Source organism: Streptomyces sp. NPDC093801, assembly GCF_040701585.1.
GTDB lineage: Bacteria > Actinomycetota > Actinomycetes > Streptomycetales > Streptomycetaceae > Streptomyces.
In genome coordinates, this window is the sequence record NZ_JBFBDP010000022.1 from 33,538 (window position 1) to 59,079 (window position 25,542).

The 25,542-nt window shown below is 73.3% G+C and carries 20 protein-coding genes, 4 tRNA genes and 1 other RNA gene; 12 read left to right on the plus strand and 13 right to left on the minus strand.

Annotated features, from left to right (window positions below):
* Window positions 1-22 precede the first annotated feature (22 nt).
* Together purM and purF are read right to left on the minus strand one after the other, a co-directional pair.
* Window positions 23-1,093, minus strand: a complete 1,071-nt coding sequence (purM, locus tag AB0469_RS25030) for a phosphoribosylformylglycinamidine cyclo-ligase (RefSeq protein WP_366453672.1) — start codon at window positions 1,091-1,093, stop codon at window positions 23-25.
* Between the two features lie 118 nt (window positions 1,094-1,211).
* The gene (purF, locus tag AB0469_RS25035) at window positions 1,212-2,729 is read right to left on the minus strand and encodes an amidophosphoribosyltransferase (protein ID WP_366453673.1); all 1,518 of its coding nucleotides are present in this window, start codon (window positions 2,727-2,729) and stop codon (window positions 1,212-1,214) included.
* 146 nt (window positions 2,730-2,875) lie between these two features.
* Between purF and AB0469_RS25040 the strand changes: the two genes are divergently transcribed.
* Window positions 2,876-2,971 carry a putative leader peptide gene (locus tag AB0469_RS25040; RefSeq protein ID WP_365076803.1) on the plus strand — a complete coding sequence of 32 codons (96 nt, stop codon included), beginning with the start codon at window positions 2,876-2,878 and terminating at the stop codon, window positions 2,969-2,971.
* Window positions 2,972-3,086: 115 nt separating this feature from the next.
* Window positions 3,087-4,523 (plus strand): sulfatase-like hydrolase/transferase, encoded by a 1,437-nt coding sequence (locus AB0469_RS25045; protein ID WP_366453674.1) that lies wholly within the window; start codon window positions 3,087-3,089, stop codon window positions 4,521-4,523.
* Window positions 4,524-4,553: 30 nt separating this feature from the next.
* Here AB0469_RS25045 and AB0469_RS25050 read toward each other — a convergent pair whose 3' ends face one another.
* From AB0469_RS25050 to purS, 5 genes are all read right to left on the minus strand, one after another.
* Window positions 4,554-5,048 (minus strand): META domain-containing protein, encoded by a 495-nt coding sequence (locus AB0469_RS25050; RefSeq protein ID WP_366453675.1) that lies wholly within the window; start codon window positions 5,046-5,048, stop codon window positions 4,554-4,556.
* 38 nt (window positions 5,049-5,086) lie between these two features.
* Complete coding sequence (locus AB0469_RS25055) at window positions 5,087-5,878, minus strand: sterol carrier family protein (RefSeq protein ID WP_366453676.1); 792 nt, start codon at window positions 5,876-5,878, stop codon at window positions 5,087-5,089.
* Window positions 5,879-5,983: 105 nt separating this feature from the next.
* Window positions 5,984-8,233: a phosphoribosylformylglycinamidine synthase subunit PurL gene (gene purL / locus AB0469_RS25060; RefSeq protein ID WP_366453677.1), complete on the minus strand. Its 2,250-nt coding sequence runs from the start codon at window positions 8,231-8,233 to the stop codon at window positions 5,984-5,986.
* A complete protein-coding gene (purQ, locus tag AB0469_RS25065) occupies window positions 8,230-8,910 on the minus strand; it encodes a phosphoribosylformylglycinamidine synthase subunit PurQ (RefSeq protein WP_031156354.1) in 681 nt (226 codons plus the stop codon). The genes purL and purQ overlap by 4 nt, the downstream gene beginning before the upstream one ends.
* 2 nt (window positions 8,911-8,912) lie before the next feature.
* Window positions 8,913-9,164 (minus strand): phosphoribosylformylglycinamidine synthase subunit PurS, encoded by a 252-nt coding sequence (purS, locus tag AB0469_RS25070; RefSeq protein WP_008740952.1) that lies wholly within the window; start codon window positions 9,162-9,164, stop codon window positions 8,913-8,915.
* A gap of 342 nt (window positions 9,165-9,506) precedes the next feature.
* Between purS and AB0469_RS25075 the strand changes: the two genes are divergently transcribed.
* The 8 genes from AB0469_RS25075 to AB0469_RS25110 all read left to right on the plus strand — a co-directional run bounded on the left by AB0469_RS25075 (window position 9,507) and on the right by AB0469_RS25110 (window position 13,984).
* A complete protein-coding gene (locus AB0469_RS25075; protein ID WP_366453678.1) occupies window positions 9,507-9,824 on the plus strand; it encodes an Lsr2 family protein in 318 nt (105 codons plus the stop codon).
* An 87-nt stretch (window positions 9,825-9,911) separates the two neighbouring features.
* Window positions 9,912-9,983, plus strand: a tRNA-Gly gene (locus tag AB0469_RS25080).
* An 81-nt stretch (window positions 9,984-10,064) separates the two neighbouring features.
* Window positions 10,065-10,137, plus strand: a tRNA-Gly gene (locus AB0469_RS25085).
* A gap of 154 nt (window positions 10,138-10,291) precedes the next feature.
* On the plus strand, window positions 10,292-11,248 hold the full coding sequence (locus AB0469_RS25090) for an ABC transporter ATP-binding protein (RefSeq protein WP_366453679.1): 957 nt from the start codon (window positions 10,292-10,294) through the stop codon (window positions 11,246-11,248).
* Entirely contained in the window at window positions 11,245-12,006 is a 762-nt protein-coding gene (locus AB0469_RS25095; protein ID WP_366453680.1) for an ABC transporter permease, read from the plus strand. Before AB0469_RS25090 ends, AB0469_RS25095 begins: the two co-directional genes overlap by 4 nt.
* Window positions 12,007-12,034: 28 nt before the next feature.
* Window positions 12,035-13,279: a histidine kinase gene (locus AB0469_RS25100; RefSeq protein WP_366453681.1), complete on the plus strand. Its 1,245-nt coding sequence runs from the start codon at window positions 12,035-12,037 to the stop codon at window positions 13,277-13,279.
* Complete coding sequence (locus AB0469_RS25105; RefSeq protein ID WP_366453682.1) at window positions 13,276-13,887, plus strand: response regulator transcription factor; 612 nt, start codon at window positions 13,276-13,278, stop codon at window positions 13,885-13,887. The genes AB0469_RS25100 and AB0469_RS25105 overlap by 4 nt, the downstream gene beginning before the upstream one ends.
* Before the next feature lie 24 nt (window positions 13,888-13,911).
* Window positions 13,912-13,984 (plus strand) — tRNA-Gly (locus tag AB0469_RS25110).
* Window positions 13,985-14,028: 44 nt separating this feature from the next.
* On the opposite strand, the gene AB0469_RS25115 is transcribed toward AB0469_RS25110, so the two are convergent.
* The 6 genes from AB0469_RS25115 to ffs all read right to left on the minus strand — a co-directional run bounded on the left by AB0469_RS25115 (window position 14,029) and on the right by ffs (window position 22,632).
* Window positions 14,029-14,931, minus strand: coding sequence for a phosphoribosylaminoimidazolesuccinocarboxamide synthase (locus tag AB0469_RS25115; RefSeq protein WP_366453683.1), 903 nt, complete (start codon window positions 14,929-14,931; stop codon window positions 14,029-14,031).
* 122 nt (window positions 14,932-15,053) lie between these two features.
* Entirely contained in the window at window positions 15,054-16,532 is a 1,479-nt protein-coding gene (locus AB0469_RS25120; RefSeq protein ID WP_366453684.1) for a N,N-dimethylformamidase beta subunit family domain-containing protein, read from the minus strand.
* Window positions 16,533-16,876: 344 nt separating this feature from the next.
* The gene (locus tag AB0469_RS25125; RefSeq protein WP_366453685.1) at window positions 16,877-18,613 is read right to left on the minus strand and encodes a hypothetical protein; all 1,737 of its coding nucleotides are present in this window, start codon (window positions 18,611-18,613) and stop codon (window positions 16,877-16,879) included.
* Between the two features lie 289 nt (window positions 18,614-18,902).
* Entirely contained in the window at window positions 18,903-20,156 is a 1,254-nt protein-coding gene (gene purD, locus AB0469_RS25130; protein ID WP_366453686.1) for a phosphoribosylamine--glycine ligase, read from the minus strand.
* Between the two features lie 61 nt (window positions 20,157-20,217).
* Complete coding sequence (locus AB0469_RS25135; RefSeq protein WP_366453687.1) at window positions 20,218-22,479, minus strand: DNA polymerase III subunit gamma and tau; 2,262 nt, start codon at window positions 22,477-22,479, stop codon at window positions 20,218-20,220.
* A 54-nt stretch (window positions 22,480-22,533) separates the two neighbouring features.
* Window positions 22,534-22,632: signal recognition particle sRNA small type (ffs, locus tag AB0469_RS25140), an RNA gene on the minus strand.
* Between the two features lie 120 nt (window positions 22,633-22,752).
* Between ffs and AB0469_RS25145 the strand changes: the two genes are divergently transcribed.
* Window positions 22,753-22,837 (plus strand) — tRNA-Ser (locus tag AB0469_RS25145).
* A 273-nt stretch (window positions 22,838-23,110) separates the two neighbouring features.
* Window positions 23,111-25,531: a helicase-associated domain-containing protein gene (locus AB0469_RS25150; RefSeq protein WP_366453689.1), complete on the plus strand. Its 2,421-nt coding sequence runs from the start codon at window positions 23,111-23,113 to the stop codon at window positions 25,529-25,531.
* The last annotated feature ends 11 nt before the right edge of the window (window positions 25,532-25,542 follow it).

The following is a 25,542-nucleotide window of genomic DNA, read 5'->3' on the forward strand; positions in this document are numbered from 1 at the left end:
CCGGACCGGGTTTCAGCGCTGCTCAGCCCGCGTAGCTGCCGGTGAGGGCGGCACCCTCGGTGTGGTCGCCGCGGTCCAGGATCTCGCCCGCGACCCATGCCTCGACACCCCGGTCGGCCAGCGCGGTCAGGGCCACGTCCACCGACTCCTGCGGGACCACGGCCATCATGCCGACGCCCATGTTCAGGGTCTTCTCCAGCTCCAGCTGCTCGACGTTCCCCGCCTTGCCTACCAGGTCGAAGACGGCACCCGGGGTCCAGGTGGAGCGGTCGACCGTGGCGTGCAGGTGGTCCGGGATGACCCGGGCCAGGTTCGCGGCGAGGCCGCCGCCGGTGATGTGCGAGTAGGCGTGGACCTCGGCCGTACGGGTGAGGGCCATGCAGTCGAGCGAGTAGATCTTGGTCGGCTCCAGCAGTTCCTCGCCGAGGGTCCGGCCGAGCTCCTCGACGTGCTGGTCGAGGGACATCCCGGCGCGGTCGAAGAGGACGTGGCGGACGAGCGAGTACCCGTTCGAGTGAAGGCCGGACGATGCCATCGCGATGACGGCGTCCCCCGTACGGATGCGATCGGCGCCCAGGAGGCGGTCGTACTCGACCACGCCCGTGCCGGCGCCCGCGACGTCGAAGTCGTCCGGTCCCAGCAGGCCCGGGTGCTCGGCGGTCTCGCCGCCGACCAGGGCGCAGCCGGCGAGGACGCAGCCCTCGGCGATGCCCTTGACGATGGCCGCGACGCGCTCGGGGTGGACCTTGCCGACGCAGATGTAGTCCGTCATGAAGAGGGGCTCGGCACCGCAGACGACGATGTCGTCCATGACCATGGCGACCAGGTCGTGGCCGATGGTGTCGTAGACGCCCATCTGGCGGGCGATGTCCACCTTGGTGCCGACGCCGTCCGTGGCCGAGGCCAGCAGGGGGCGCTCGTAGCGCTTGAGGGCGGAGGCGTCGAAGAGGCCGGCGAAGCCGCCGAGGCCGCCGAGGACCTCGGGGCGCTGCGTCTTCTTCACCCACTCCTTCATCAGCTCGACGGCGCGGTCGCCCGCTTCGATGTCGACGCCGGCGTCTGCGTAGCTGGCACCGGTGGTCTTCTCTGTCATGACAGGCGAGAGCTTTCGTGTCGTTGCTGCGTGTGGTGCCGGGCCCCGGGAGAAGCCTCAAAGACAGGGCGCGGCGCAGGTGGAGCCGGGCCGGCCCGGGAAGGGCCGGCCCACGGACCTACGGGCGGCGGAGCGCGTCGGCGGCGTCGGTGCCGCCCGCGAGCTCGTTCTCCAGGAGCTGCTTGCCCAGGAGCTGCGGGTCGGGCAGCTCCATGGGGTACTCGCCGTCGAAGCAGGCGCGGCAGAGGTTGGGCTTCTGGATGGTCGTCGCCTCGATCATCGAGTCGAGCGAGATGTACGACAGCGAGTCCGCGCCCAGCGACGTGGCGATCTCGTCGACCGTCATGCCGTTGGCGATCAGCTCGGCCCGGGTGGCGAAGTCGATGCCGAAGAAGCACGGCCACTTCACCGGCGGCGAGGAGATCCGGATGTGGACCTCGGCCGCGCCGGCCTCGCGGAGCATCTTCACGAGGGCGCGCTGGGTGTTGCCGCGGACGATCGAGTCGTCGACGACGACGAGGCGCTTGCCCCGGATGACTTCCTTGAGCGGGTTGAGCTTGAGGCGGATGCCGAGCTGGCGGATCGTCTGCGAGGGCTGGATGAAGGTCCGGCCGACGTAGGCGTTCTTGACCAGGCCGGAGCCGTACGGGATCCCGCTGGCCTCGGCGTAGCCGACGGCGGCGGGCGTGCCGGATTCCGGCGTCGCTATCACCAGGTCGGCGTCGACCGGGGCTTCCTTGGCGAGGCGCCGGCCCATCTCGACGCGCGAGAGGTAGACGTTGCGGCCGGCGATGTCGGTGTCCGGGCGCGCCAGGTAGACGTACTCGAACACGCAGCCCTTGGGCTTCGCTTCTGCGAAGCGCGAGGTGCGCAGGCCGTTCTCGTCGATCGCGATGAGCTCGCCCGGCTCGACCTCGCGGACGAAGCTGGCGCCGCAGATGTCGAGGGCGGCGGTCTCGCTCGCGACCACCCAGCCGCGCTCCAGGCGGCCGAGGACCAGCGGGCGGATGCCCTGCGGGTCACGGGCGGTGTAGAGGGTCCCCTCGTCCATGAACACCAGCGAGAAGGCGCCCTTGACCTGCGGGAGGACCTTGGCGGCCGACTCCTCGATGGTCAGGGGCCTGCCGTCCTCGTCGGTCTGTCCGGCGAGGAGGGCGGTCACCAGGTCGGTGTCGTTGGTGGCCGCCACCTGGGTGGCGCGGCCGTCCTGACGGGGGAGGTCGGCGACCATCTCGGCGAGCTCGGCGGTGTTCACCAGGTTGCCGTTGTGACCCAGGGCAATGGAGCCGTGGGCGGTCGCCCGGAAGGTGGGCTGAGCGTTCTCCCAGACGGACGCTCCGGTGGTCGAGTAGCGGGCGTGACCGACCGCGATATGACCCTGGAGCGAGCCGAGAGAGGTTTCGTCGAAGACTTGGGAAACGAGGCCCATGTCCTTGAAGACGAGGATCTGGGAACCGTTGCTCACAGCGATTCCCGCGGACTCTTGTCCGCGGTGCTGCAGTGCATACAGTCCGAAGTAGGTGAGCTTGGCGACCTCTTCACCCGGAGCCCAGACACCGAAGACGCCGCAAGCGTCCTGGGGGCCCTTCTCGCCGGGGAGCAGGTCGTGGTTGAGTCGTCCATCACCACGAGGCACGTCCCCGAGTGTAGGCGAGATCGACCACTGGTCCGAATTGGGGACGGCCGGGAAATGTCACAGCACAGAGGGTGACCGAATGCCTCCGTCTCGCGATTCGATCTTTTGTTGACATCTACGAGGGCATTCGTACAGGCTCTCGCCCCATGCAGCCTCTCGGTGACCGCGCGGTCACCCTCGTCGAGCGCCGGCACGTGGACCTGGTCCGTGTCGCGAGCGCCATCTGTCGCTGTTTCGCGTAGCCGCAACTCCGCTTCTCCCTCCCACCCTTCCGCTCAGCCCCGGCCTGCCCCGGCGCGCCGCGCGCCGTCCCGCGCCCCGCCGGGGCGGGCGGCTGAGCCGTGCCCTGGAGTTCCTGTGTCTTCGCACAACAGCAAGTTTTCCCGCCGTGCCTTCGGAGGCGCCGTCGGAGCGACCGCGGCGGCCGCCGCCGCGGGGCTCGGAGCGGCTCCCGCCCGGGCCGCCGACGGGTCCGCCGACGCCCGTGGGGCCGCTCTCGGGGAGCGGGACTTCCGGGCCGCCCGCGAGCGCCGCTCACGGCGCCCGAACATCCTGTTCGTCCTGGGCGACGACATCGGATGGGCCGACCTGTCCTCGTACGGCTCCCCGCACATCAAGACCCCGAACCTGGACCGGCTCGCCCGCCAGGGGGTCCGGTTCACCGACGCCTACTCGGGTTCGGCGACCTGCTCCCCGACCCGTTTCAGCCTGTACACGGGCCGCTACCCGGCCCGTACGAAGGGCGGGCTGGCCGAGCCGATCGCCGACAGGTCGGTGGGCCTGGACCCGACGCACCCGACGCTGGCCTCCCTGTTGCGGGAGGCCGGGTACTCCACCGCGCTGATCGGCAAGTGGCACGCGGGCTACCTGCCGGACTACGGCCCGACCAGGTCGGGCTGGGAGGAGTTCTTCGGGAACTTCGGCGGGGCCCTGGAGTACTACTCCAAGCTGGGCCTGGGCGGCGAGTACGACCTGTACGAGGGCGACGCCGAGTACGAGGACCTGCGCTACTACACGAGGATCATCACGGAGCGGGCGAGCGAGTACGTCTCCCGCGACCACCACGGCAAGCCCTGGCTGCTGAACCTGAACTTCACCACGCCGCACTGGCCGTGGATCGCCGACGGGGACATCGCGGAGAGCGCCGGGATGGTCCGGCGGATCAAGGCGGGCGACGCCCGGGCGCTGTGGCACCAGGACGGCGGTTCGGTGGAGAAGTACAAGCAGATGGTGGAGGACCTGGACCGCTCGGTGGGCCGGGTGCTGGACGCGCTGAGGCGCTCGGGCCAGGAGGAGGACACCCTGGTCGTCTTCTCCAGCGACAACGGCGGCGAGCGCTTCTCGTACAACTGGCCGCTGTCGGGCAACAAGGCCTCCCTCCAGGAGGGCGGCATCCGCGTCCCGAACATCCTGCGCTGGCCCGCCCGGATCGACGGCGGCCAGGTCAGCCGGGTCCCGGTGTTCAGCCCGGACTGGACGGCGACCCTGCTGGAGCTGGCCGGGACCCGGCCGCACCGGGCGTACCCCCTGGACGGCGTGAGCCTGGCCGGGTACCTGCTGCGGGGTGAGGAGCCGGCCGAGCGGGACCTGTTCTGGCGGGTCCGCGGGGAGCGGGCGCTGCGGCGCGGGGACTGGAAGTACTACCGGGGGAAGTCGGGCCGCGACCAGCTGTTCGACCTGGCCGGGGACCTGCGCGAGCAGGCCGACCGCGCGGCGGCGGAGCCGGCCCGGCTGGCGCAGCTGCGGGCCGCCTGGGAACGGACGGACGCGGGACTGCTCCCGTACCCAGCCTGACCGGGGTCCCCGGCGGGAGCCCGCGTCCGGTCATTCGGCCGCCGAGGCCGCCTCGGCGGTCAGGATCCGGCCGTCGGCGGCGGTGAGGGTGAGGGTCCGGCCCCGCACCGTCCAGCTGAGGGTGCCCGCGCCGAAGAGGCCGGTCAGGGCCCGTTCGACCGCGCCCGCCGGGCCCTCGCAGGCCATCCGGGTGCTCGTGACGGGCCCGAAGGTGACGGTGGCGCCCTCGACGGTGGCCGCGGCGCTGAACCGGTTGCAGCCGAGGCTGCCGCCGGCGGTGCCGTCGGGTGCCAGGGCGAACCGGGCCCGGCCGGCCGCCCCGGCGGGGACCGGCACGCCGTCCAGGGAGGTCACGGTCCATTCGGTCGCGGTCAGCGGGGCGTCCGCCACCGGGGGCGTGGCGGAGGCCTGCCCGGTCGCGGCGGTGTCGCTCCCGTCCTGCGGGGCGGCGGTGCAGCCGGCGAGGGCCAGCAGGAGGGCCAGCCCTGCGGCGGCGGGCCCGGCGGGGTGCCTGGGGGTACGCATGCCCCTGGGACGGTCCCGGCGCCCGTCGGGTTCCCCCCTCAGCTCATCAGCGGCAGCAGCCCGGACAGGTCGGCCCGCTCGCCGCTGGCGCTGACCCGGGCCTCCGCCAGGGCCTCGGCCCAGCCGGTCCGGCCCGTGGCGAGCCGGAGCCAGGTGAGCGGGTCGGTCTCCACCACGTTGGGCGGGGTGCCGCGGGTGTGCCGGGGGCCCTCCACGCACTGGACCACCGCGAAGGGCGGGATCCGCACCTCCACCGACCCGCCGGGCGCCTTCACCGCGAGGGCGTCGGCGAGCAGCCGGGTGCAGGCGGCCAGGGCCTGCCGCTCGACGGGGATGTCCAGGCCGGCGGCCCGGTTCAGGTCGTCGGTGTGGACCACCAGCTCCACGGTCCGGGTGACCAGGAAGTCGGCGAGGGTCATGTCCCCGATCCACAGGTCCATCACACGGCTGCCGGGGTTCGCCTCCAGGGCCTCTGCCAGCCGGGCGCCGGCCCGTTCGAACAGCTCGGGGACCGGGGCGCCGGTGAGGGTCTCGCGGGCCGCCTCGGAGATCTTCCCGGCGAGGGAGGCCGTGGCGAAGGGCCACTCGACGGCGCTCAGCTCGGCGACGGCGGCCGGCGGCCGGGCCAGCCCCGCGGCCAGCGAGTCCGCGATCCAGGCGACGTGCCCGGCGAGGTCCCCGACGCTCCAGTCCCCGAGCCCGCTGGGCAGCCCCAGCTGCTCGGGCCCCAAGTCCCGTACGCCTTCGGCCACGTGCCCGAACTGCGCGGTGACGGCCGCGCGGATCTTCGCCTGGTCGTAGGTGCGCTGCTTCTTCTTGGCGGGCGACATGCCCCGACCCTACTGGGGCGGGGCGGCCGCCCGACACGGTCGCGGGCCCACGCGCCGAGGCCCCGCCCACGGGGTGTGGGCGGGGCCTCGGGCAGCCGGGGGCGGTCAGGCCAGGAGGGCCGGGATGGTCGCCTCGTGGGCCTCGCGGAGTTCGGCCAGGGGGAGGGTGAACTCGCCCTGGACCTCGATCTCCTCGCCGTCCACCACACCGATGCGGGTGGCGGGCAGGCCGCGGGCGCCGCACATGTCGGTGAAGCGGAGCTCCTCGCTGCGCGGGACCGACACGATGGCGCGGCCGGCGGACTCGGAGAACAGGAACGTGAACGCGTCCAGGCCCTCCGGGACCACGATCCGCGCACCGTTGCCGCCCTTGAGGCAGGACTCGGTGAGCGCCTGGATCACGCCGCCGTCCGACAGGTCGTGCGCCGCGTCGACCATGCCGTCGCGGGAGGCGGAGATCAGGATCTCGGCGAGCAGCTTCTCGCGGCCCAGGTCCACCTTGGGCGGCAGGCCGCCGAGGTGGTCGTGGACGACCTGGGACCAGGCCGAGCCGCCGAACTCCTCGGAGGTGTCGCCCAGCAGGTACAGCAGCTGGCCGGCCTCCTTGAACGCCATCGGCGTGCGGCGGTTGACGTCGTCGATCACACCGAGCACCGCCACGACCGGGGTCGGGTGGATCGCGGTGTCGCCCGTCTGGTTGTAGAGGGAGACGTTGCCGCCGGTCACCGGGGTGCCCAGCTCCAGGCAGCCGTCCGCCAGACCGCGCGTGGCCTCGGCGAACTGCCACATGACGCCCGGGTCCTCCGGCGAGCCGAAGTTCAGGCAGTCGGAGATGGCCAGCGGCTTGGCACCGGTCGCGGCGACGTTGCGGTACGCCTCGGCCAGGGCCAGCTGCGCGCCCGTGTACGGGTCGAGCTTGGCGTAGCGGCCGTTGCCGTCCGTGGCCATGGCCACGCCGAGGTTGGACTCCTCGTCGATGCGGACCATGCCCGCGTCCTCGGGCTGCGCCAGGACGGTGTTGCCCTGCACGAACCGGTCGTACTGGTCGGTGACCCAGGACTTGGAGGCCTGGTTCGGGGACGAGACCAGCGCCAGGACCTGCGCGCGCAGCTCCTCGGAGGTCTGCGGCCGCGGCAGCGCGTTCGCGTCGTCCGCCTGGAGGGCGTCCTGCCAGTCCGGACGGGCGTAGGGGCGGTGGTAGACCGGGCCCTCGTGGGCGACGGTGCCCGGGGGCACGTCCACGATCTGCTCGCCGTGCCAGAAGATCTCCAGGCGCTCGCCGTCGGTCACCTCACCGATGACGGTGGCGATGACGTCCCACTTCTCGCAGATCGCCATGAAGCGGTCGACGTGCTGCGGCTCGACGATCGCGCACATGCGCTCCTGCGACTCGCTCATGAGGATCTCCTCGGGCGAGAGCGTCGCGTCGCGCAGCGGGACGGTGTCCAGCTCCACGCGCATGCCGCCGGAGCCCGCGGAGGCCAGCTCGGACGTGGCGCAGGAGAGCCCGGCGCCGCCGAGGTCCTGGATGCCGGCGACCAGCTTCTCCTTGAAGATCTCCAGGGTGCACTCGATGAGGAGCTTCTCCTGGAACGGGTCGCCGACCTGGACGGCGGGGCGCTTGGTGGGCTTGGTGTCGTCGAAGGTCTCGGACGCGAGGACCGAGACGCCGCCGATGCCGTCGCCGCCGGTGCGGGCGCCGTAGAGGATGACCTTGTTGCCCGGGCCGGAGGCCTTGGCGAGGTGGATGTCCTCGTGCTTCATCACGCCGATGCAGCCGGCGTTGACCAGCGGGTTGCCCTGGTAGCAGGCGTCGAAGACGACCTCGCCGCCGATGTTCGGCAGGCCCAGGCAGTTGCCGTAGCCGCCGATGCCCGCGACGACGCCCGGCAGGACGCGCTTGGTGTCGGGGTGGTCGGCCGCGCCGAAGCGCAGCGGGTCCACGACCGCGACCGGGCGGGCGCCCATGGCGAGGATGTCGCGGACGATGCCGCCGACGCCGGTGGCCGCGCCCTGGTAGGGCTCGATGTACGACGGGTGGTTGTGCGACTCGACCTTGAAGGTGACCGCGTAGCCCTGGCCGACGTCGACGACGCCGGCGTTCTCGCCGATGCCGACGAGCAGGGCGTCGTTCTCCGGGGCCTTCTCGCCGAACTGCTTCAGGTGGACCTTGCTGCTCTTGTAGGAGCAGTGCTCGGACCACATGACCGAGTACATGGCGAGCTCGGCACCCGTGGGACGGCGGCCGAGGATCTCGCGGATCCGGGCGTACTCGTCCTCCTTGAGGCCGAGTTCCTTCCAGGGCTGCGCCGCGTCCGGGGTTTCGGTGGCGTTCTTGACGGTGTCGAGGCTCATGCGCTGACCAGCTTCTTCAGGACCGACGTGAAGAACGGGAGGCCGTCGGTGCGGCCGGTCCCGATCAGCGGCTCGACCGCGTGCTCGGGGTGCGGCATGAGGCCGACGACGTTCCCCTCGGCGTTGGTGATGCCGGCGATGTCGCGCAGCGAGCCGTTGGGGTTCACGTCCAGGTACCGGAAGGCCACTCGGCCCTCGGCCTCCAGTTCGTCGAGCGTGCGCTCGTCGGCGACGTACCGGCCGTCCATGTTCTTGAGCGGCACGGAGATCTCCTGGCCGGCGGTGTAGTCGCCGGTCCACGCGGTCTCCGCGTTCTCCACCCGCAGCTTCTGGTCGCGGCAGATGAAGTGGAGGTGGTTGTTGCGGAGCATCGCCCCCGGCAGCAGGTGGGCCTCGGTGAGGACCTGGAAGCCGTTGCAGATGCCGAGGACCGGCATGCCGGCCCTGGCCTGCTCGATGATGGTCTCCATCACCGGCGAGAAGCGGGAGATGGCCCCGGCGCGCAGGTAGTCCCCGTAGGAGAAGCCGCCCGCGAGGACGACCGCGTCGACCTGGTGCAGGTCCTTGTCGCGGTGCCACAGCGAGACCGGCTCCGCCCCCGCGAGGCGGACGGCGCGCAGCGAGTCACGGTCGTCGAGCGTTCCGGGGAACGTGACGACACCGATGCGAGTGGTCACCCTCAGGCCTCGACCTTCACGGTGAAGTCTTCGATGACGGTGTTGGCGAGGAACGTTTCGGCCATCTTGTGGATGCGGTCGAGGGCGGCCTGGTCGACCGGTCCCTCCACTTCCAGTTCGAAGCGCTTCCCCTGGCGGACGTCGGCGATCCCCTCGAAGCCCAGGCGCGGCAGTGCACGCTGCACCGCCTGGCCCTGGGGGTCGAGGATCTCCGGCTTGAGCATGACGTCGACTACGACGCGTGCCACTGGCACTCCCGATGAGGTGGTTGGTGCAAGGCGGTTCCCTCAGCGTACCCGTCCGAAATTTCTACGCGGGTAGATATCAGCCGGGGTCGCCCGGGCCGCGGTTTCGGCTTCACCAACGCTTCGCAAAATCCACCGGAAAACCACTCGCCCGGCATTGCGGCGGGACACGCGGGAGGAATTAACTGGGCTTCGCAATTCAATGGGAATCGCGGTACAAAGGAATCAGCCGGGACCGCAACATTTGCCGCTTCACGACGGGCAAGGTTTGCCGCATTCCACCGAAACCTCCACACAGGCGACATCACCGCACGTCAGCGCGCGGCGAGGCGCACGAAGGGACCGATATCCGTGGCGCAGCGCGTAGTAGTCACGATCTCCGACGACCTCGACGGCGGGGAAGCGGCGGAAACGGTGACGTTCGCCCTGGACGGTAAGTCCTACGAGATCGACCTCAATGTGGCGAACGCAAAGAAACTGCGGAAGAGCCTCGAGCCCTTCGTGGCCGCCGGCCGCCGCCAGTCCCGCTCGGGCAAGACCTTCAAGCACACGGCCGTCGCCCCGGACCCGGCGGTCGTCCGGGCCTGGGCCCGCTCCAACGGGCACGACGTGCCCCCGCGCGGGCGCATCCCGAAGGCGGTCTACGCCGCCTACAACGACGCCCACTGACCCCGGATTTGCCATGCACCCCCTCTGATCGGCTAGTGTGTGGATCACGCCGAGGGGCCAGGCCGAAAGGCCGGGAACCGAAGTCGTGCGGGTGTAGTTCAGTAGCAGAACACCCCCCTTCCAGGGGGGAGGCGCAGTGTGCAATCCCTGTCACCCGCTCTGCATCGCTTTACCGACCACGGTCGTGGATCAGGTAGAGTGAGGCACGCAGTGAACGGCCCACAAGCCGTCGCTGGGCATGCGGACGTAGCTCAGTTGGTAGAGCACCACCTTGCCAAGGTGGATGTCGCGCGTTCGAGTCGCGTCGTCCGCTCAGACGACAAAGGCCCCGATCTCAGATCGGGGCCTTTGTCGTTGTGGCGTGCGCCCGTGCCGTTGTGACGCGGCCCACTCCCGATGACAAATGTCATCGGGGGTCATGACAGCGCGCACTGCTCCCCCGCCAAGCCCGCCGGGAGCCTTGGAGCATGACCACCGACACAGTGATCCGGGCTCAGGGACTCCGCCGCGGCTACGCCGGGGGCTTCGAGGCCGTGCGCGGCATCGACTTCTCCGTCGCCCGTGGCGAGGTCTTCGCCCTGCTCGGCACCAACGGCGCGGGCAAGACCTCCACCGTCGAACTCCTGGAGGGGCTCGCCGCCCCCACCGGCGGCGAGGTCCGCGTCTTCGGGCTCGACCCGTACGCCCGCCGGGCCGAGGTCCGCCCGCGCACCGGGGTCATGCTCCAGGAGGGCGGATTCCCCTCCGACCTGACCGTCGCCGAGACCCTCCGGATGTGGGGCGGGGTCACCACCGGCGCGCGCCCGGCCGGGGAGGTGCTGGAGCTGGTCGGACTGGCCGCACGGTCCTCCGTACGGGTCAAGCAGCTGTCCGGCGGCGAGCGGCGCCGGCTCGACCTGGCGCTGGCCCTGCTGGGGCGGCCCGAGGTGCTGTTCCTCGACGAGCCGACCACCGGGATGGACCCCGAGGGCCGCCAGGACACCTGGGACCTCGTCCGGGAGCTGCGGGCCCAGGGCACCACCGTGCTGCTGACCACGCACTACCTGGAGGAGGCCGAGTCCCTCGCGGACCGGCTCGCGATCATGCACGAGGGGGAGCTGGTGCTGTCCGGCACGCCCCGGGAGGTCACCGCGACCCGGCCGTCCCGGATCCGCTTCGCCCTGCCCGACGGGGTGCCCGCCGGACGGCTGCCGCTGGCGCTGCGCGCCGCCGCCGACGGCCCGCGCGTGGAGATCCGTACCGACCGGCTCCAGACCGACCTCACCGTGCTGCTGCGCTGGGCCGAGGAGGCCGGGGTCGAACTGGCCGGGCTCGACGCCCGCCACGCCTCCCTGGAGGAGGCCTTCCTGGAGATCGCCCGGAGCCGCCGCGGCGCGGCCGCCGGCGCCCACCGCACCGACGGCACGATGGCGGGGACCCGATGAACGCGCTCATCCCGAACCCCGGCCGGCTCGCCACGCTGGGCCGGTCCGAACTGACCCTGCTGGTCCGCAACCGGGCCACGCTGAGCGTGGCCGTGCTGATGCCCGCGTCGATGGTCTTCGTCCTGCGCACGATCGCCGGCGGGGACACCGCGGCCGCCGTCGCCCGGGCCACCCTCACCGGGGGCATCGGGATGGTGCTGGTCCTCGTCGTCTACATGAACCTGGTCTCCGCCTACGTCGCCCGGCGCGAGGAGCTCGTCCTGAAGCGGCTGCGCACGGGCGAGGCCGGCGACCTGGAGATCCTCACCGGGACGGCGCTGCCCTCGGCGGTCATCGCCCTCGTCCAGATCGCCGCCCTCGCGGTGGCCGGGGCCGCGGTGCTGGGCGCGCCGCTGCCGCAGCACCCGGCGCTGCTGCTCGCGGGCGTCCTCGGCGCCCTGCCGCTGCTCGCCGGACTGGCCGCGCTGACCAGCGCCTTCACCCGGAACGTGGAGACCGCGGGACTGACGACGCTGCCGCTGTTCCTGGTGACGGCGATCGGCTCGGGGCTGTTCGCGCCGACGGACTCCCTGCCCGACACCGTGGCCCCGGTGTGCGCACTGCTGCCGCTCAGCGGGGTGATGGCGCTGGTCCGGGCCGGCTGGAGCGGCGGGGCCGGGGGCCACGAGCTGCTGGGGGCCGCGCTCAACACGCTGGCCTGGATCATGGTCACGGTGTTTGCTGTCCAGCGGTGGTTCCGCTGGGAACCGCGCCGCTAGACGAGGGAAAGAGCCGGGGGGACGGGCCGTGTCGAAGCTGACCGGGTGGTGGAAGAACCGCAGCAGTGCGGGCAAGGTCGAGGTGTACACGCGCTGGTCGTTCCACTTCTTCGTGCTCGTGGAGATCCTGTCCTTCGGGTCGATGGCCTTCACGGTCCGCGACCCCGCCTCCCCGAAGCCGCTGGCACCCGCCGTGGCGGCCTTCCTCGCGGTGTGCGCGCACTCCCTGCTCGTCGGGTTCCTGTCCTCCAGGGCCCTGGACGGGGTGACCGGCCGGCGCGAACGGCCGGTGCGGCTCGCGGTGGCCACCTCGGTCGTCACGGCCGCCACCGTCCTGCTCTTCCTCGGCCTGCGCCGGGTCGGCTGGCTCCACGAGGCCGCGGCGCCCGGACTGGTGGTCGGGGTGAGCTGCTTCGGCTGCGGATCCCTCGTGCTGACCCTGCAGAAGGTCCGCCACATGAGGCTCGTCCCCCTGGCCGCCGCCGCGGGGACCGCGGCGGCCGTCGCGGCGCTGGGCCTGCCGCTGAACGAGGTCGTCGGGTACTTCATCGGGGTCCTGATCACCTGTGCCTTCCTCGCCTTCACCTGCGGGTTCTCCGGATGGCTGCTGCGCACCGTCTACGAGCTCGACCAGGCCCGGGAGGTCCAGGCCCGGCTGGCGGTCGCGGAGGAGCGGCTGCGGTTCGGGCGGGACCTGCACGACGTGATGGGCCGCAACCTGGCGGTGATCGCCCTCAAGAGCGAGCTGGCGGTGCAGCTGGCCCGGCGCGAACGCCCCGAGGCCGTGGACCAGATGATCGAGGTGCAGCGGATCGCGCGGGAGTCGCAGAAGGAGGTGCGCGACGTCGTGCGCGGCTACCGCGAGGCGGACCTGGCCGTGGAACTGGAGGGTGCGCGCGGGGTGCTCAGCGCGGCCGGGATGGACTGCCGGGTGGAGTTCTCGGCGGCCGGGCGGGAGCTGCCGGGCGAGGTGCAGTCGGCGCTGGGCTGGGTGGTCCGGGAGGCGACGACGAACGTACTGCGGCACGGGGACGCCCGCAGCTGCCTGATCCGGCTGACGGACCGGGAGGCTCCGGGCACCCTGACGCTGCTGGTGGAGAACGACGGGGTGCCCGACGCCCCGGCCGGACCGCCCGGATCCGGGCTCGCGGGCCTGCGGGAGCGGCTCGCGGCCGTGGACGGGACCCTGCACGCGGGGCCGGCCGGGGGCGGCCGGTTCCGGCTGCGGGCCGAGATACCCCTGGACGCACGACGAGTGGAGGTGCGGGCGTGAGCCCCGTACGGGTACTGCTGGCGGACGACGAACACCTGATCCGGGGCGCGCTGGCCGCCCTGCTGGGGCTGGAGGACGACCTGGCGGTCGTCGCCGAGGCGGCCTCCGGGCCGGAGGCCCTCGCCATGGCGCGGGCGCACCGGCCCGACGTGGCGGTGCTGGACCTCCAGATGCCGGGGGCGGACGGTGTGAGCGTCGCCACATCGCTGCGGACCGAGCTGCCCGACTGCAAAGTCATGATCGTGACCAGTCACGGGCGCCCCGGGCACCTGAAGCGGGCCCTCGCGGCGGGGGTGCGGGCCTTCGCCCCGAAGACGGTGTCGGCGCAGCGGCTGGCCGAGCTGATCCGTACGGTGCACGCCGGAGGCCGTTACGTGGACCCGGAGTTGGCGGCCGACGCGATCAGCGCGGGGGACTCCCCGCTGACGGCCCGCGAGGCGGAGGTGCTGGAACTCGCGGCCGACGGGGCGCCCATCGCGGAGATCGCGGAGCGGGCCCGGCTGTCGCAGGGGACCGTGCGGAACTACCTGTCCTCGGCCGCCATGAAGCTCGGCGCGGAGAACCGTCATACGGCAGTGCGTCTCGCCCGGTCCCGGGGTTGGGTATAGTAGGCATCGCGCTGAGGCGCACAGGCGGACATAGCTCAGTTGGTAGAGCACCACCTTGCCAAGGTGGATGTCGCGCGTTCGAGTCGCGTTGTCCGCTCAGTGAACGAAGGCCCCGATCGGTTGATCGGGGCCTTCGTCGTATCAGCTCCAGGTCTGGCCGGTGAGGCGCTCGTAGGCCTCGACGTACTTGGCGCGGGTCTGCGCCACGACGTCCTGCGGGAGGACCGGCGGCGGGAGCTCGCCCTTGGAGTCCCAGCCGGAGGCCGGGGAGGCCAGCCAGTCGCGGACGTACTGCTTGTCGAACGAGGGCTGCGTGCGGCCCGGCTGCCACTGGTCGGCGGGCCAGAAGCGGGAGGAGTCCGGGGTGAGGACCTCGTCGGCGGCGACGAGCGTGCCGTCCTTGTCGAAGCCGAACTCGAGCTTGGTGTCCGCGAGGATGATCCCGCGCTCGCGGGCGATGTCGCGGGCGCGGCCGTAGACGGCGAGGGTGGTCTGGCGCAGCAGCGCCGCCGTCTCGGCGCCGGTGGTGCGGGCGACCTCCTCGTAGGAGACGTTCTCGTCGTGGTCGCCGACCTCGGCCTTGGCGGCCGGGGTGAAGATCGGGGCGGGCAGCTCGGAGCCGTCGACGAGGCCCTCGGGCAGGGCGAGCCCGCAGACCGTCCGGGACTGCACGTACTCCTTGAGGCCGGAGCCGGTGAGGTAGCCGCGGGCCACGCACTCGACCGGGACCATGTCGAGGCTCTTGCAGACCAGCGTGCGGCCCTCCCAGTCGGCGGGGGCGCCGGCGGGCAGGTCGGTGCTGATGACGTGGTTCGGGACCAGGTCCGAGAGCTGCTCGAACCACCAGAGGGAGAGCTGCGTCAGGATGCGGCCCTTCTCCGGGATCTCGGTGGGCAGCACCCAGTCGGCGGCGGAGATGCGGTCGCTGGCGACCATGACGAGGTTGCCGTCCTCGCCGCGGTAGAGGTCGCGGACCTTGCCGGTGTGGAGGTGGACGAGGCCGGGCACCTGCACCGGCTCGGGCTTTTCGACGAATCCGGGCACGGGGTCTCCCTGTGGTTCTGTACGAGCGCGGTTCCATTCTCCCGCACGGGGTGCCGTGCCCGGGGCAGGGGGGTGGGCCGGTCGTCCGGCCGGTCCGGGCGGTCCGGGTTCGGGGCGTCCCGTCAGTCCCGCTTGCAGATCCGGTCGAGGAGGTTGGCCGTCGCCCGCTGGATCCGCTCGTCCACGTGTCCGGGGCGGTCCAGGGCCGGGGACCAGGCGAAGGTGCCGGAGGCGAAGACGAGGGCCCCGCTGGGCGCCCGGTAGAGGGAGGTCTCCTGGTGGCGCTTGGCTCCCTCGCCGTCGAGGTACGGGGAGTGGGCGAGCAGGATCCGGTCCTGGTGCTCGGGGAGCTGGGTGCGCGGGAAGTACCGGTCGGCCTCGCCCGCGACCAGACCGTCGAGCTCGTCGTTCTCGGCGGCGCCGGTGGAGTCCCAGAGCCAGTGCGTGGCGTTGCGGACGATCAGGGGTGCGGGTTCCGGGACCCGGCCCGCGTACTGGATGCCGAGCAGCTGCTGTTCCGGGCGGTCCACCTCGCGCCACAGGCTGGGGCGGCCGGGGCCGCGGCGTTTTCGGCAGGTCAGGAGCCGGTCGGGGACTCCGGAGGGGGAGGGGGCCAGCTCGACCTGCCAGTACATGGTGTTGGCGGACAGGAAGACGAGCGAGGTGCCGCGGTCGCGGGCGCGCTCGACGGTGCGGCGCATGGGGAGCGACCAGTACTCGTCGTGCCCGGGGAAGACCAGGCCCCGGTAGCGGGTGGGGTCGACGCGGCCGGCGTGGAGGTCGCGGGTGTCGGCGTAGGCGAGGTCGTAGCCGTAGCGCTCGGCCCAGCGGATGAAGTCGTAGGCGTGGCCGACGTGCAGGGGCAGCCCGGCGCCCGCGTAGGGGCGGTCGAAGGAGACGGTGATGGCGGCGTCCCGCTCCCCGAGCAGCCGGCCCTCCTCGTCCCAGGCGTGGTACAGGCTGGCGCCGGTGTGGCCGTCCTCGGGGTAGAGGTTGTAGGCCTGCCAGGTGATGTCGGGGAGCAGGAGGAGCAGGTCCGCGGGGTGGTCGTCGCGGACCGTGAAGGGGATGTGGGAGCGGTAGCCGTCGGCGGTGGTGAGGACGGCCACGTACGCGCCGACGGTCCAGTACGAGGGGATCTGGAGCCGCCAGGACTGCCACCAGTGGTGGCAGGACACCGTGCGGTCGGCGGTGAGCGGGGGCGGCTGGACGATGCCGGACAGCCGGGGGCTGGTGGTGATCTTCGAGGCGCCGTCGCCGCCGTAGTGGCCGATGCGGTAGACGTCGACCTGGAACTGCTGGGGCGGGTCGACGGTGATGTGGAAGTCGATGGCCTCGCCGGGGGCCACGGCTCCGGTGGAGCTGAAGCCCTTGATCTGCCGGTGCACGTCGTCGGCGGTACGGGGGCCGCCGCCGCGGTGGGCGCCGGGCTTCTGGCCGGGCGCCAGGGCCGGGTCCACGTACCAGGGGACGACGTGGCCCGTGTCGTCGAAGTACAGCTCGCTGCCCCGGAACCAGGGCAGCGGGCCCTGGCCGAAGGGGTCGTTCACCGCGTGCGCGAGCGCACCCGATTCCCAGCGCCGGATCTGGTCCGCACCCATTCCGCTCCCCTCCCTCGCTCCCCCGAACGCGTTCTCGACACGGTGGCGCGGGCCGGGTTCGGACACCGGCGTCGCGACCGGTCCCAGCACATCACATAACGCACTCACTCCGTCACCGTTCGTCGTGAATTGACGGGAATGGAACCTGAGACGCCGCTTTGCATGGCGCGGCGGGTGGCGCCGGGGTGGCCCCCGGTGGCGCGGAGCCCTTGCCCGGCCGGGCGTGACGGCGGGCGCGGCGGCGTACGCGGGCACCTGCCGCCGGAGCGGGACGGCGGGCGGCCGGGCCCGGGGGGTGGCCGGGATCCGCGCCGGGGCGGGGCGCTTTCGCCGGGGCGGGGCGCTCAGACGAGGCGGACGGGCTTCTCCGGGCGGACGCCGAGCTCGGCGAGCCAGTCCCGCAGGGGCTCCGGGTCCCCGTCCTCGACGAGGGAGAGCACCCGGGCGGCGAGGTCGGCCCGCCGCTCGCCGCCGACCAGCAGGACCGGGCCGTCCAGCCAGTCCAGTCCGGGGTCGGCCCCGGCCGAGTCCACGGCCGCGCAGCACACCAGGGCGGTGACGTGGTCGGCCAGCAGGTCGCGGCCGCTGCGCGGGGGCTGGAGCGGGAACAGGGGCAGGGTGTCGGCGCCCCCGGACCGGCCTCCGGGGCCTGCCGTACGGGCTCCGGCGGTACGTTCCTCCCGCGCGAGGTCCCCGCTGAGCCGGCCGGCGAGGGCCTCGCCGGCGGCGCCGTCCCCGGCGGGGTCCGTGAGGTAGCCGAGCACCCGCTCCAGCGTCGGCCCGCCGAAGGCGTCGGCGGGGGCGGGGGCCTTCGCCGGGGCGGCCGCGGAGGGCGCGGGCCGGACGGCGATCGGCGCGGGGGCCGACGGCTCCGGGCGGGGCGTGCCGGAGGCGGCGGGGAGGCCCGGGCCCGCCGGGACGGACAGGGCGTCCAGGGCGGCGTGCAGGCGGGCCGCCTCCGTACGCCACTTGCGGTCGACGACCTCCTCCGGGTAGGCCGCCCAGTCCACCGGGGACCAGTCCGGGCCGGCCTCGGCCGGACCGCCGTGGAACAGCCGGGCCGCCAGCAGCGAGGCGGCCTCGTCGATCATCCCGGGCTGCTCCAGCAGGTCGCAGGCGGGACGCTCCCCGAGCCGCGAGGCGAAGCCTTCCGCCAGCCGGTCGCGCCGGGACAGTTCGGTCAGGGCGGAGACGACCCCCGCGTCGAGGTGCGCGGGCCAGCGGCCCATCCGCCAGGCGGGCAGCGCGACCCGGGTCAGCAGCCGGTCCCAGCCCGCATAGGCCAGGCCGACCTGCTCCTGGGCGACGGTGCGCATCCCCTGGTCCACCCCCTGCGCGCGCTCCGAGGCGGCCGCGGCCACCCCGCGCTCCATCTCGGCGGCGTCCGGCCCGCACAGCCGCAGCAGCAGCCGGGCCGGGCGGCCGACCAGCCAGCCCAGTCCGGGCCGGCCGCCGATGTCCGCCGCGGCGTCGAGCCCCCGGACGAAGCCGCGGGCGTCGGCTATGTCGGGGTGGGCGGAGGGGCCCGTGCCGGCGACGACGGGCGCGAGGAGGGCCCGCAGCTCCGCGACGCGCATCCACCACAGGAACGGCGAGCCGATCACGAGCACGGGGGCCGCGCCGGGCTCCGACTCCGGGCCGTCGGATATGCCGCTCCGGCGGTGCGCGCCGTGGCTGCGGTCCTCCAGCCAGCTGTCGCAGTCGGGGGTCAGGGCTATCGCGGAGGGCGCGGGCACGCCCATCCGGTCGGAGAGGTCCCGTACGAGCCGGTACAGGTCGGGCGCTGCGGCCTCGGGCAGCGGCACGGTGGGCGTCACGGCGGGGCTCGCCCGCAGCACCACGGCACCGAAGATCCCGCCCGCCAGCAGCACGAGCACGGCCACCGCGCAGACGGCCAGGGTCACGGAGGGCCAGGGGTCGCCGGCCAGCCTGCCCGTGAGCCGGGCGGTGACCAGCACCACGGCGAGGGCGGCGGGCAGCAGCACGGCCGCCATCGCCCGGCTGCGGACCCGCAGCACGGCGAGGGCCCGGGAGCGCGCGGACGGCACGCCCACTTCTGCGATCGAACCGGTTCCGGACACGGCCGGACCTCACCCCCTCTGCCCTGCGGCGGCTTTGCTCACTCCCCCACTGTGACACCCGCCACTGACATCGCAATGCCGGTGGGCCATGTGCCGGAATGCTTGCGCCGCACCCTAGTTGGGGTGCACGCGGCCGTCAGGCGGACAAGGGGACCATCACCCGATGGAATGGCTTTGGGTAAAGGTGGGTGCACTCGAGCGCCGCTGGAGGCAGGCGCACGCGGGCGCACGCGAGGGCCCGGCGCGCGCTGTCGCGCACCGGGCCCCCGGTTGCCCACAGGCCTGCTGGTCAGCGGCCCTCGGCCGCCTTGGCGGCGATGTCCGTACGGTGCTGCGCACCGTCGAGGCGGATCCGCGCGACGGCCTTATACGCCCTCTCGCGCGCCTGCGCCAGGTCGGAGCCGGTCGCCGTCACGGACAGCACGCGGCCGCCCGCGCTGACGACGGCGTCGCCCTCCTGCCGGGTCCCGGCGTGCAGCACGTAGGCCTCCGGCCCGTCCTCGGCGGCCACCTCGGCGAGGCCCTCGATCGGGTCGCCGGTGCGCGGGGTGCCGGGGTAGTTGTGCGAGGCGATGACCACCGTGACGGCGGCCTCGTCGCGCCAGCTCAGCGGCGGCAGCGCGTTCAGGGTGCCGTTCGCGGCGCCCAGCAGCACGCCCGCGAGGGGGGTCCGCAGCCGGGCGAGGACCACCTGGGTCTCGGGGTCGCCGAAGCGGGCGTTGAACTCGATCACGCGGGTGCCGCGGCCGGTGAGGGCGAGCCCGGCGTACAGCAGCCCGGAGAAGGGGGTGCCGCGGTGGCGGAGCTCGTCCACGGTCGGCTGGAGGACGGTCTCCAGGACCTCGTCGACCAGCTTCGGGTCGGCCCACGGCAGCGGGGAGTACGCGCCCATGCCGCCGGTGTTGGGGCCCTCGTCGCCGTCGAGCGCGCGCTTGAAGTCCTGCGCGGGCTGGAGCGGCAGCACGGTGACGCCGTCGGTGATGGCGAAGAGGGAGACCTCGGGGCCGTCGAGGTACTCCTCGATGACGACGCGGTCGCAGCCGGCGGCGTGCGCCCGGGCGGCCTCGCGGTCCCCGGTGACCACGACGCCCTTGCCGGCGGCCAGGCCGTCGTCCTTGACCACGTACGGGGCGCCGAAGGCGTCGAGCGCCGCGTCGACCTCCTCGGCGGTGGTGCAGACGTAGCTGCGGGCGGTCGGGACGCCGGCGGCGGCCATCACGTCCTTGGCGAAGGCCTTGGAGCCCTCCAGCTGCGCCGCCTCGCCGGACGGGCCGAAGACGGGGATGCCGGCCGCGCGGACGGCGTCGCCGACCCCGGCGACCAGCGGCGCCTCCGGGCCGACGACGACCAGGTCGGCGCCGAGTTCGCCGGCGAGCGCGGCGACCGCGGCGCCGTCGAGGGCGTCGACCGGGCGCAGCTCCGCCACCTCGGCGATGCCGGCGTTGCCGGGGGCGCAGTACAGCGCGGAGACGTCGGGGTCGAGGGACAGAGAGCGGCACAGGGCGTGTTCGCGGGCGCCGCCGCCGATGACGAGGACCTTCACGCCGCCCAGGGTAGCCCGGACGGCGTGGCCGGTTTCGTGCGGCCACCCATATACCGGGGGCCTACTCGTTCGTATATTCCTCCACAACGGTCGCTCCGAGCTCGCGCACGATCAGGTCGTGACCGGTCAGGGCGCTGTCGACGAGGTCGGGGTCGTCCGCCTCGGGCACGTCGTCCTCGGGGGCCACCGGCGGGGGCGCCTGCTGCACGGGGGGCTGCGGCGCGGGGGGCGCCTGCGGGGCCGGCGGCTGCGGGGACTGCTGCGGGGACGCGGGGGCCTGCGCCGGCGGCGGCGGACTGTACGCGGGCGCCGGGGGCGGGCTGTAGGCCGGGGCCGGGGCTCCGTAGGAGGGCGCCGAGGGAGCGGGGCCCCCGCCGCCGACGACGGCGTCGATCTTCCAGTGGACCTGGAACTGTTCGGCCAGCACCGCCTTGAGGACGTCCTCGCTGCCGCTGCTCGCGAAGTTGTCGCGGGCGCCGGGGTTGGGGAAGCCGAGCTGGAGGGTGGTCCCGTCGAAGCCGGTGACCTGGGCGTTCTGGCTCAGCAGGATCCAGGTGAAGCGGCGGCGGTTCTTCACGGCCTCCAGGACGCCGGGCCACATCGCCTGCACCTGGCCGGCGCCGGCCGCCATCTCGGCGGAGGGCGGGGCGGAGGCGGGCGCGGCGGGACCGGCCTGGGTCGGGGCCGGGGCGGGCGCGGGGGTCCGCGCGGGGGCGCCGCTGCCGGGCGCGGCCGCGGTGGGCCAGGCCCCTGCGGCGGGCGCGGCGGCTCCCGGCCAGGCGCCGGGGGCGGAGGCGGAGGGAGCGGGGGCCGCGGCCGGGGGAGCACCTGCGCCGGGCTGCGCCGCCCCGGGCCACGCCCCGGGCGCCTGCGCGGGGGCACCGCCGCCCGGCTGGGCGGCGCCGGGCCAGGCGCCGGCCGCCTGCGCGGGCGCGGCGGGAGCCTGGGCCTGCACGGGTGCGGGGGCCTGCACGGGTGCCGGGGCCGGCGCCGGGGCGGGGACGGGGGCCGGTACGGGCTCCTCCGCGGGCGGGCGGACGGCGGCGCGGGCTGCGGCCACCCCGCCCCCGGGACCGGCCGGGGCCATCCCGTGCGCGTCGGGCGCGGGCACGTAGCCCATGGCGGGCGCGGCGGCCGGGGCCGCGAAGGCGGCGCCGGCGGGCGGGCCGCTGCGCTCCAGCCGGTCGAGCCGGGCCTGGACGGACCGTTCGTCGTCGAAGGCGGCCGGGAGCAGCACCCGGGCGCAGATCAGCTCCAGCTGCAGGCGCGGCGAGGTGGCCCCGCGCATCTCCGTCAGGCCGGCGTTGACCAGGTCGGCGGCGCGGCTGAGCTCGGCGGCGCCGAACACCGACGCCTGCGCCTGCATCCGCTCCACCACGTCGGCGGGGGCGTCGATGAGCCCCTTCTCCCCGGCGTCGGGCACGGCGGCCAGGATCACCAGGTCGCGCAGCCGCTCCAGCAGGTCGGCGACGAAGCGGCGCGGGTCGTTCCCGCCCTCGACCACCCGGTCGACGACCTCGAAGGCGGCGGCCCCGTCCCCGGCGGCGAAGGCGTCCACGACGGAGTCGAGCAGCGACCCCTCCGTGTACCCGAGCAGGGAGGTGGCCATGGCGTATGTCACACCCTCCTCGCCCGCGCCGGCGAGGAGCTGGTCCATGACGGACATGGAGTCACGCACGGAACCGGCGCCGGCGCGCACGACGAGCGGGAGCACCCCGTCCTCGACCGCGGCCCCCTCGCGCCCGCACACGTCCCCGAGGTACTCGCGCAGGGTCCCGGGCGGCACGAGCCGGAAGGGGTAGTGGTGCGTACGCGACCGGATCGTCCCGATGACCTTCTCGGGCTCGGTGGTCGCGAAGATGAACTTGAGGTGCTCCGGCGGCTCCTCGACCACCTTCAGCAGGGCGTTGAAGCCCGCCGAGGTGACCATGTGGGCCTCGTCGATGATGTAGATCTTGTAGCGGCTGGACGCGGGCCCGAAGAAGGCCTTCTCCCGCAGGTCGCGGGCGTCGTCGACACCACCGTGCGAGGCGGCGTCGATCTCGATCACGTCGATGGACCCGGGGCCGTTCCTCGCGAGGTCCCGGCAGGACTGGCACTCGCCACAGGGGTCGGGGGTGGGACCCTGCTCACAGTTGAGGCAGCGGGCCAGGATGCGCGCGCTGGTCGTCTTTCCACACCCGCGCGGCCCGCTGAACAGGTACGCGTGGTTGACCCGGTTGTTCCGCAGGGCCTGCATCAGCGGGACAGTGACATGCTCCTGCCCGATGACCTCGGCGAACGACTCGGGGCGATAGCGGCGGTACAGCGCAAGGGACGACACGTCTACGAGGTTATCCGGGCCCACCGACAACAGCCGCCCGCCGCCGCCCCCGGAACGCAAAGCGCCCCCCACGCACCCGCCAGAGCCCACTTACCCTTGCTGCCTTCCGGCCCTGGGGGAGTTGGGTGAGATAGCGCCACGTGAGGGGCTGGGCCCCACCCTAGCGGATGGAACCCCCGGGAATCGAGCCCGCCCCGGCCGCCCTCCCCCGCCCCGACCCCCGATCCGGATCGTGTTCGCGAGCACCCCTCAACGTCTTGTATTGTTTGCGGCGGAGGATTCGCCTAGAGGCCTAGGGCGCACGCTTGGAAAGCGTGTTGGGGGCAACCCCTCACGAGTTCGAATCTCGTATCCTCCGCAGTCGCCTGAACAGGCGAAACGAAGACCCCGGACCGCTTCAGCGGCCGGGGTCTTCGGCATGCCCTGGTCTCATTCGCGGTCTCATCCATTCCTGACATTCATTACGTGTCGGGCGATATGTCGAGAGCGCCGGCAACGGCCCGTCAGCAGCTCGACCGCCGGGTGAACCCGTCCGTACGGCACTTGCGGATCGATGGGATGCGCGATCCTTGGTCCCGGTGCGGGCCAGATCTGGCCCTCTTGTGCGTTCCCCGCCGGGCGAGGTGCTGTCATGACGTTCCGATCCACACTGACCTCCTGGCTCGCCGGTCTCGACGGCGCGCGGCTGGCACGCGTCATCGCAACGCGCAAGGACGCTGTGGCCGCTCCGGAGCCCCGCTCGATGGAGGAGGTGGCGGAACGCCTTCAGCGGCCGGGGTCGGTGGCGCTCGTTCTGCCGCAGCTCCCGCTGCCGTGCCTGCAGGTAGCCGAAACGCTGGCCGCCCTGGGGGTGGTGTCGCGCGGCGCCCTGGCGAGGACCCTGGGAGCGACGGCGCCCGCTGCCACCCGGGAACTCGACGTCGTATTGGAGGCTCTGGCAGATCACGCGCTGGTTTGGCCGGACGGCGACGGAGATCTCCACATGGCCGGGCCGTTGCGGCACGCGTGGGACGCCCCCTTGGGGCTGGACGCTCCGCTGGAAACGCTTCTGGAGGGCGTGACCTCCGAGGGACTGCGCGGCATGCTCGTGGCACTGGGCATCAAGCCGGTCCGCACCAGGCAGCAGCGAGCGGCCGCTGTCCTGGAACACCACGGCGATCCAGAGCGCGTGGCCTCCCTGATCGCGAATGCCCCCTCTGCCGCCCGGGAGCTGCTTCAGCGACGAGCGGAGTCAGTGTCGCCGCAGACGGAGTTCATCGCGTTCGGGGCTCCCGGGGCCGATTCCCGGCCGGGCGCACGATGGGCCCTGGACCGGGGCTTCCTTGTCCGCGATCACCACGGATACGGGAGGGATCGCATGCCCGCCGAAGTGGCGCTGGCGTTGCGTGGGCCCGACTGGCATGCCCCGTTCCAACCCGTACCGCCCGCCGCGGAGCTGGTGTCCGTCACCGCTGTGGAGGCGGAGCGAGAGGCAGCAGCTGCAGCCACGGCCTTCGCGGCCCACGCCGCGTCGGTCCTGTCGGTCTGCTCGGCGGCTCCACCGGCCCGCCTGAAGTCCGGTGGGGTCGGTGCGCGCGAACTGGGCCGAATCGGCAAGACCGCACGTGCCGTTGACGTCATGGTGCGCATCGCCTTGGAGACCGCGTACTCGGTCGGGCTGCTGGCCACGGACGGCCCCCGCGTCGCGCCCACCAAGGAGTACGACGCCTGGGCAGCGCAGGAACCCGCGGCCCAGTTCGCCGTACTGCTTCAGGCATGGTGGAAGCTGCCGCTCACCCCGTCCCAGACCCGCGACGAGGATGACAAGGCGCTCCCGGCCCTGGCCGGACTGCCTCCCTGCGACGGCTGCCTGCAGGCGCGCGATGGGCTCCTCGCCGCGGCGGCACGGCTCCCGGAGGGGCGGGGCGCGCGGGTCGCCACGGATCTGGGCCCACTCGTCGCATGGCACCGCCCGCTCGCCCACCCGTCATTCTCGGATGAAACACCATTCGCCACTACGGTCAGCGAGGCCGAGCTGCTGGGCGTCATCGCCCGGGGCTCCCTCTCTCCGCTCGGCGCGGCTCTGCTGGCCGGTGACGCCGAGGAACTGGCCGCCGAGTGCCGGCGACTGCTGCCCGAGGCCACCGGCACTGCCCGGCTCGGCGGCGACCTCACGGCCGTCGTCAGCGGCACGCCCGCGGCACGCCTCGCCGAGCTCTTGGATGCGACCGCGGCCCGTGAGACCAGCGGGGCGGCGTCGGTATGGCGGTTCAGCGCCGACACCATCCGCCGGGCCCTGGACGCCGGCCGCACTCCGGACGGGATCTCGGCCGAGCTGACCGCCATTGCGGCGGGGCCCCTGCCACAGCCGCTGTCCTACCTCATCGCAGATGCGGCACGCCGCCACGGCCGGGTACGCATCGCCACCGCCGCCTGTGTCATCCACGGCGACGAGCCGGCGCTCCTGGCCGAGCTCGCCGCCCACCGAGGACTCACCTCACTCGGGCTGCGGCAGCTCGCGCCAACGGTGCTCGTCAGCGCCACCGCGCCCGACCAGACCCTGGCCGCGCTACGGAGCGAGGGCTACGCCCCCGTAGCCGAAGCCGCCGACGGAACCGTACGCATCGAGAAGGTCCCACCTCGGAGGGCCGCCGCTGTTCCGACCCCGCGGAAGAGCTCCGCGAAGATCGGCACGGGGCACGCGGCGCACCGGGCGGCAGAGGCGTCGGCGATTGTTGACGCACACCCTTTGGCAGCCCGACTGCTGAACGTCCCGCCAACCGCTCCCGAGCCCGATCCCTTCGGCGCCGGAGTTCCCTTCGGAACGGATACGGAGGAGATCGTCGCCGGGTACGCCAAGCAGCTGACCTACGCCGACGTCCGCCAACTCGGCCACGCCCTCGACGCCGGCACCGCCATCACGGTCGAATACGTCGCCGCCTCGGGCAGCCGCACCGTCCGCACCCTCAGCCGCCTCGAACTCGACCCGCCCTACCTCGAAGCGTGGTGCCACCTGCGGGACGCCGAACGAGTCTTCACACTGTCCCGCATCCACGGCGTCATGCCGACGTAGGCCAGGCCGTG

Bases quoted from the DNA above. Each gene is read 5' to 3' on its own strand.
- AB0469_RS25050 (WP_366453675.1), bottom strand. From the start codon at position 5,048: ATGCGTACCCCCAGGCACCCCGCCGGGCCCGCCGCCGCAGGGCTGGCC.
- AB0469_RS25095 (WP_366453680.1), top strand. From the start codon at position 11,245: ATGAACGCGCTCATCCCGAACCCCGGCCGGCTCGCCACGCTGGGCCGG.
- purL (WP_366453677.1), bottom strand. From the start codon at position 8,233: ATGAGCCTCGACACCGTCAAGAACGCCACCGAAACCCCGGACGCGGCG.
- AB0469_RS25055 (WP_366453676.1), bottom strand. From the start codon at position 5,878: ATGTCGCCCGCCAAGAAGAAGCAGCGCACCTACGACCAGGCGAAGATC.
- AB0469_RS25120 (WP_366453684.1), bottom strand. From the start codon at position 16,532: ATGGGTGCGGACCAGATCCGGCGCTGGGAATCGGGTGCGCTCGCGCAC.
- AB0469_RS25040 (WP_365076803.1), top strand. From the start codon at position 2,876: ATGCAGCCTCTCGGTGACCGCGCGGTCACCCTCGTCGAGCGCCGGCAC.
- AB0469_RS25150 (WP_366453689.1), top strand. From the start codon at position 23,111: ATGACGTTCCGATCCACACTGACCTCCTGGCTCGCCGGTCTCGACGGC.
- AB0469_RS25090 (WP_366453679.1), top strand. From the start codon at position 10,292: ATGACCACCGACACAGTGATCCGGGCTCAGGGACTCCGCCGCGGCTAC.
- purM (WP_366453672.1), bottom strand. From the start codon at position 1,093: ATGACAGAGAAGACCACCGGTGCCAGCTACGCAGACGCCGGCGTCGAC.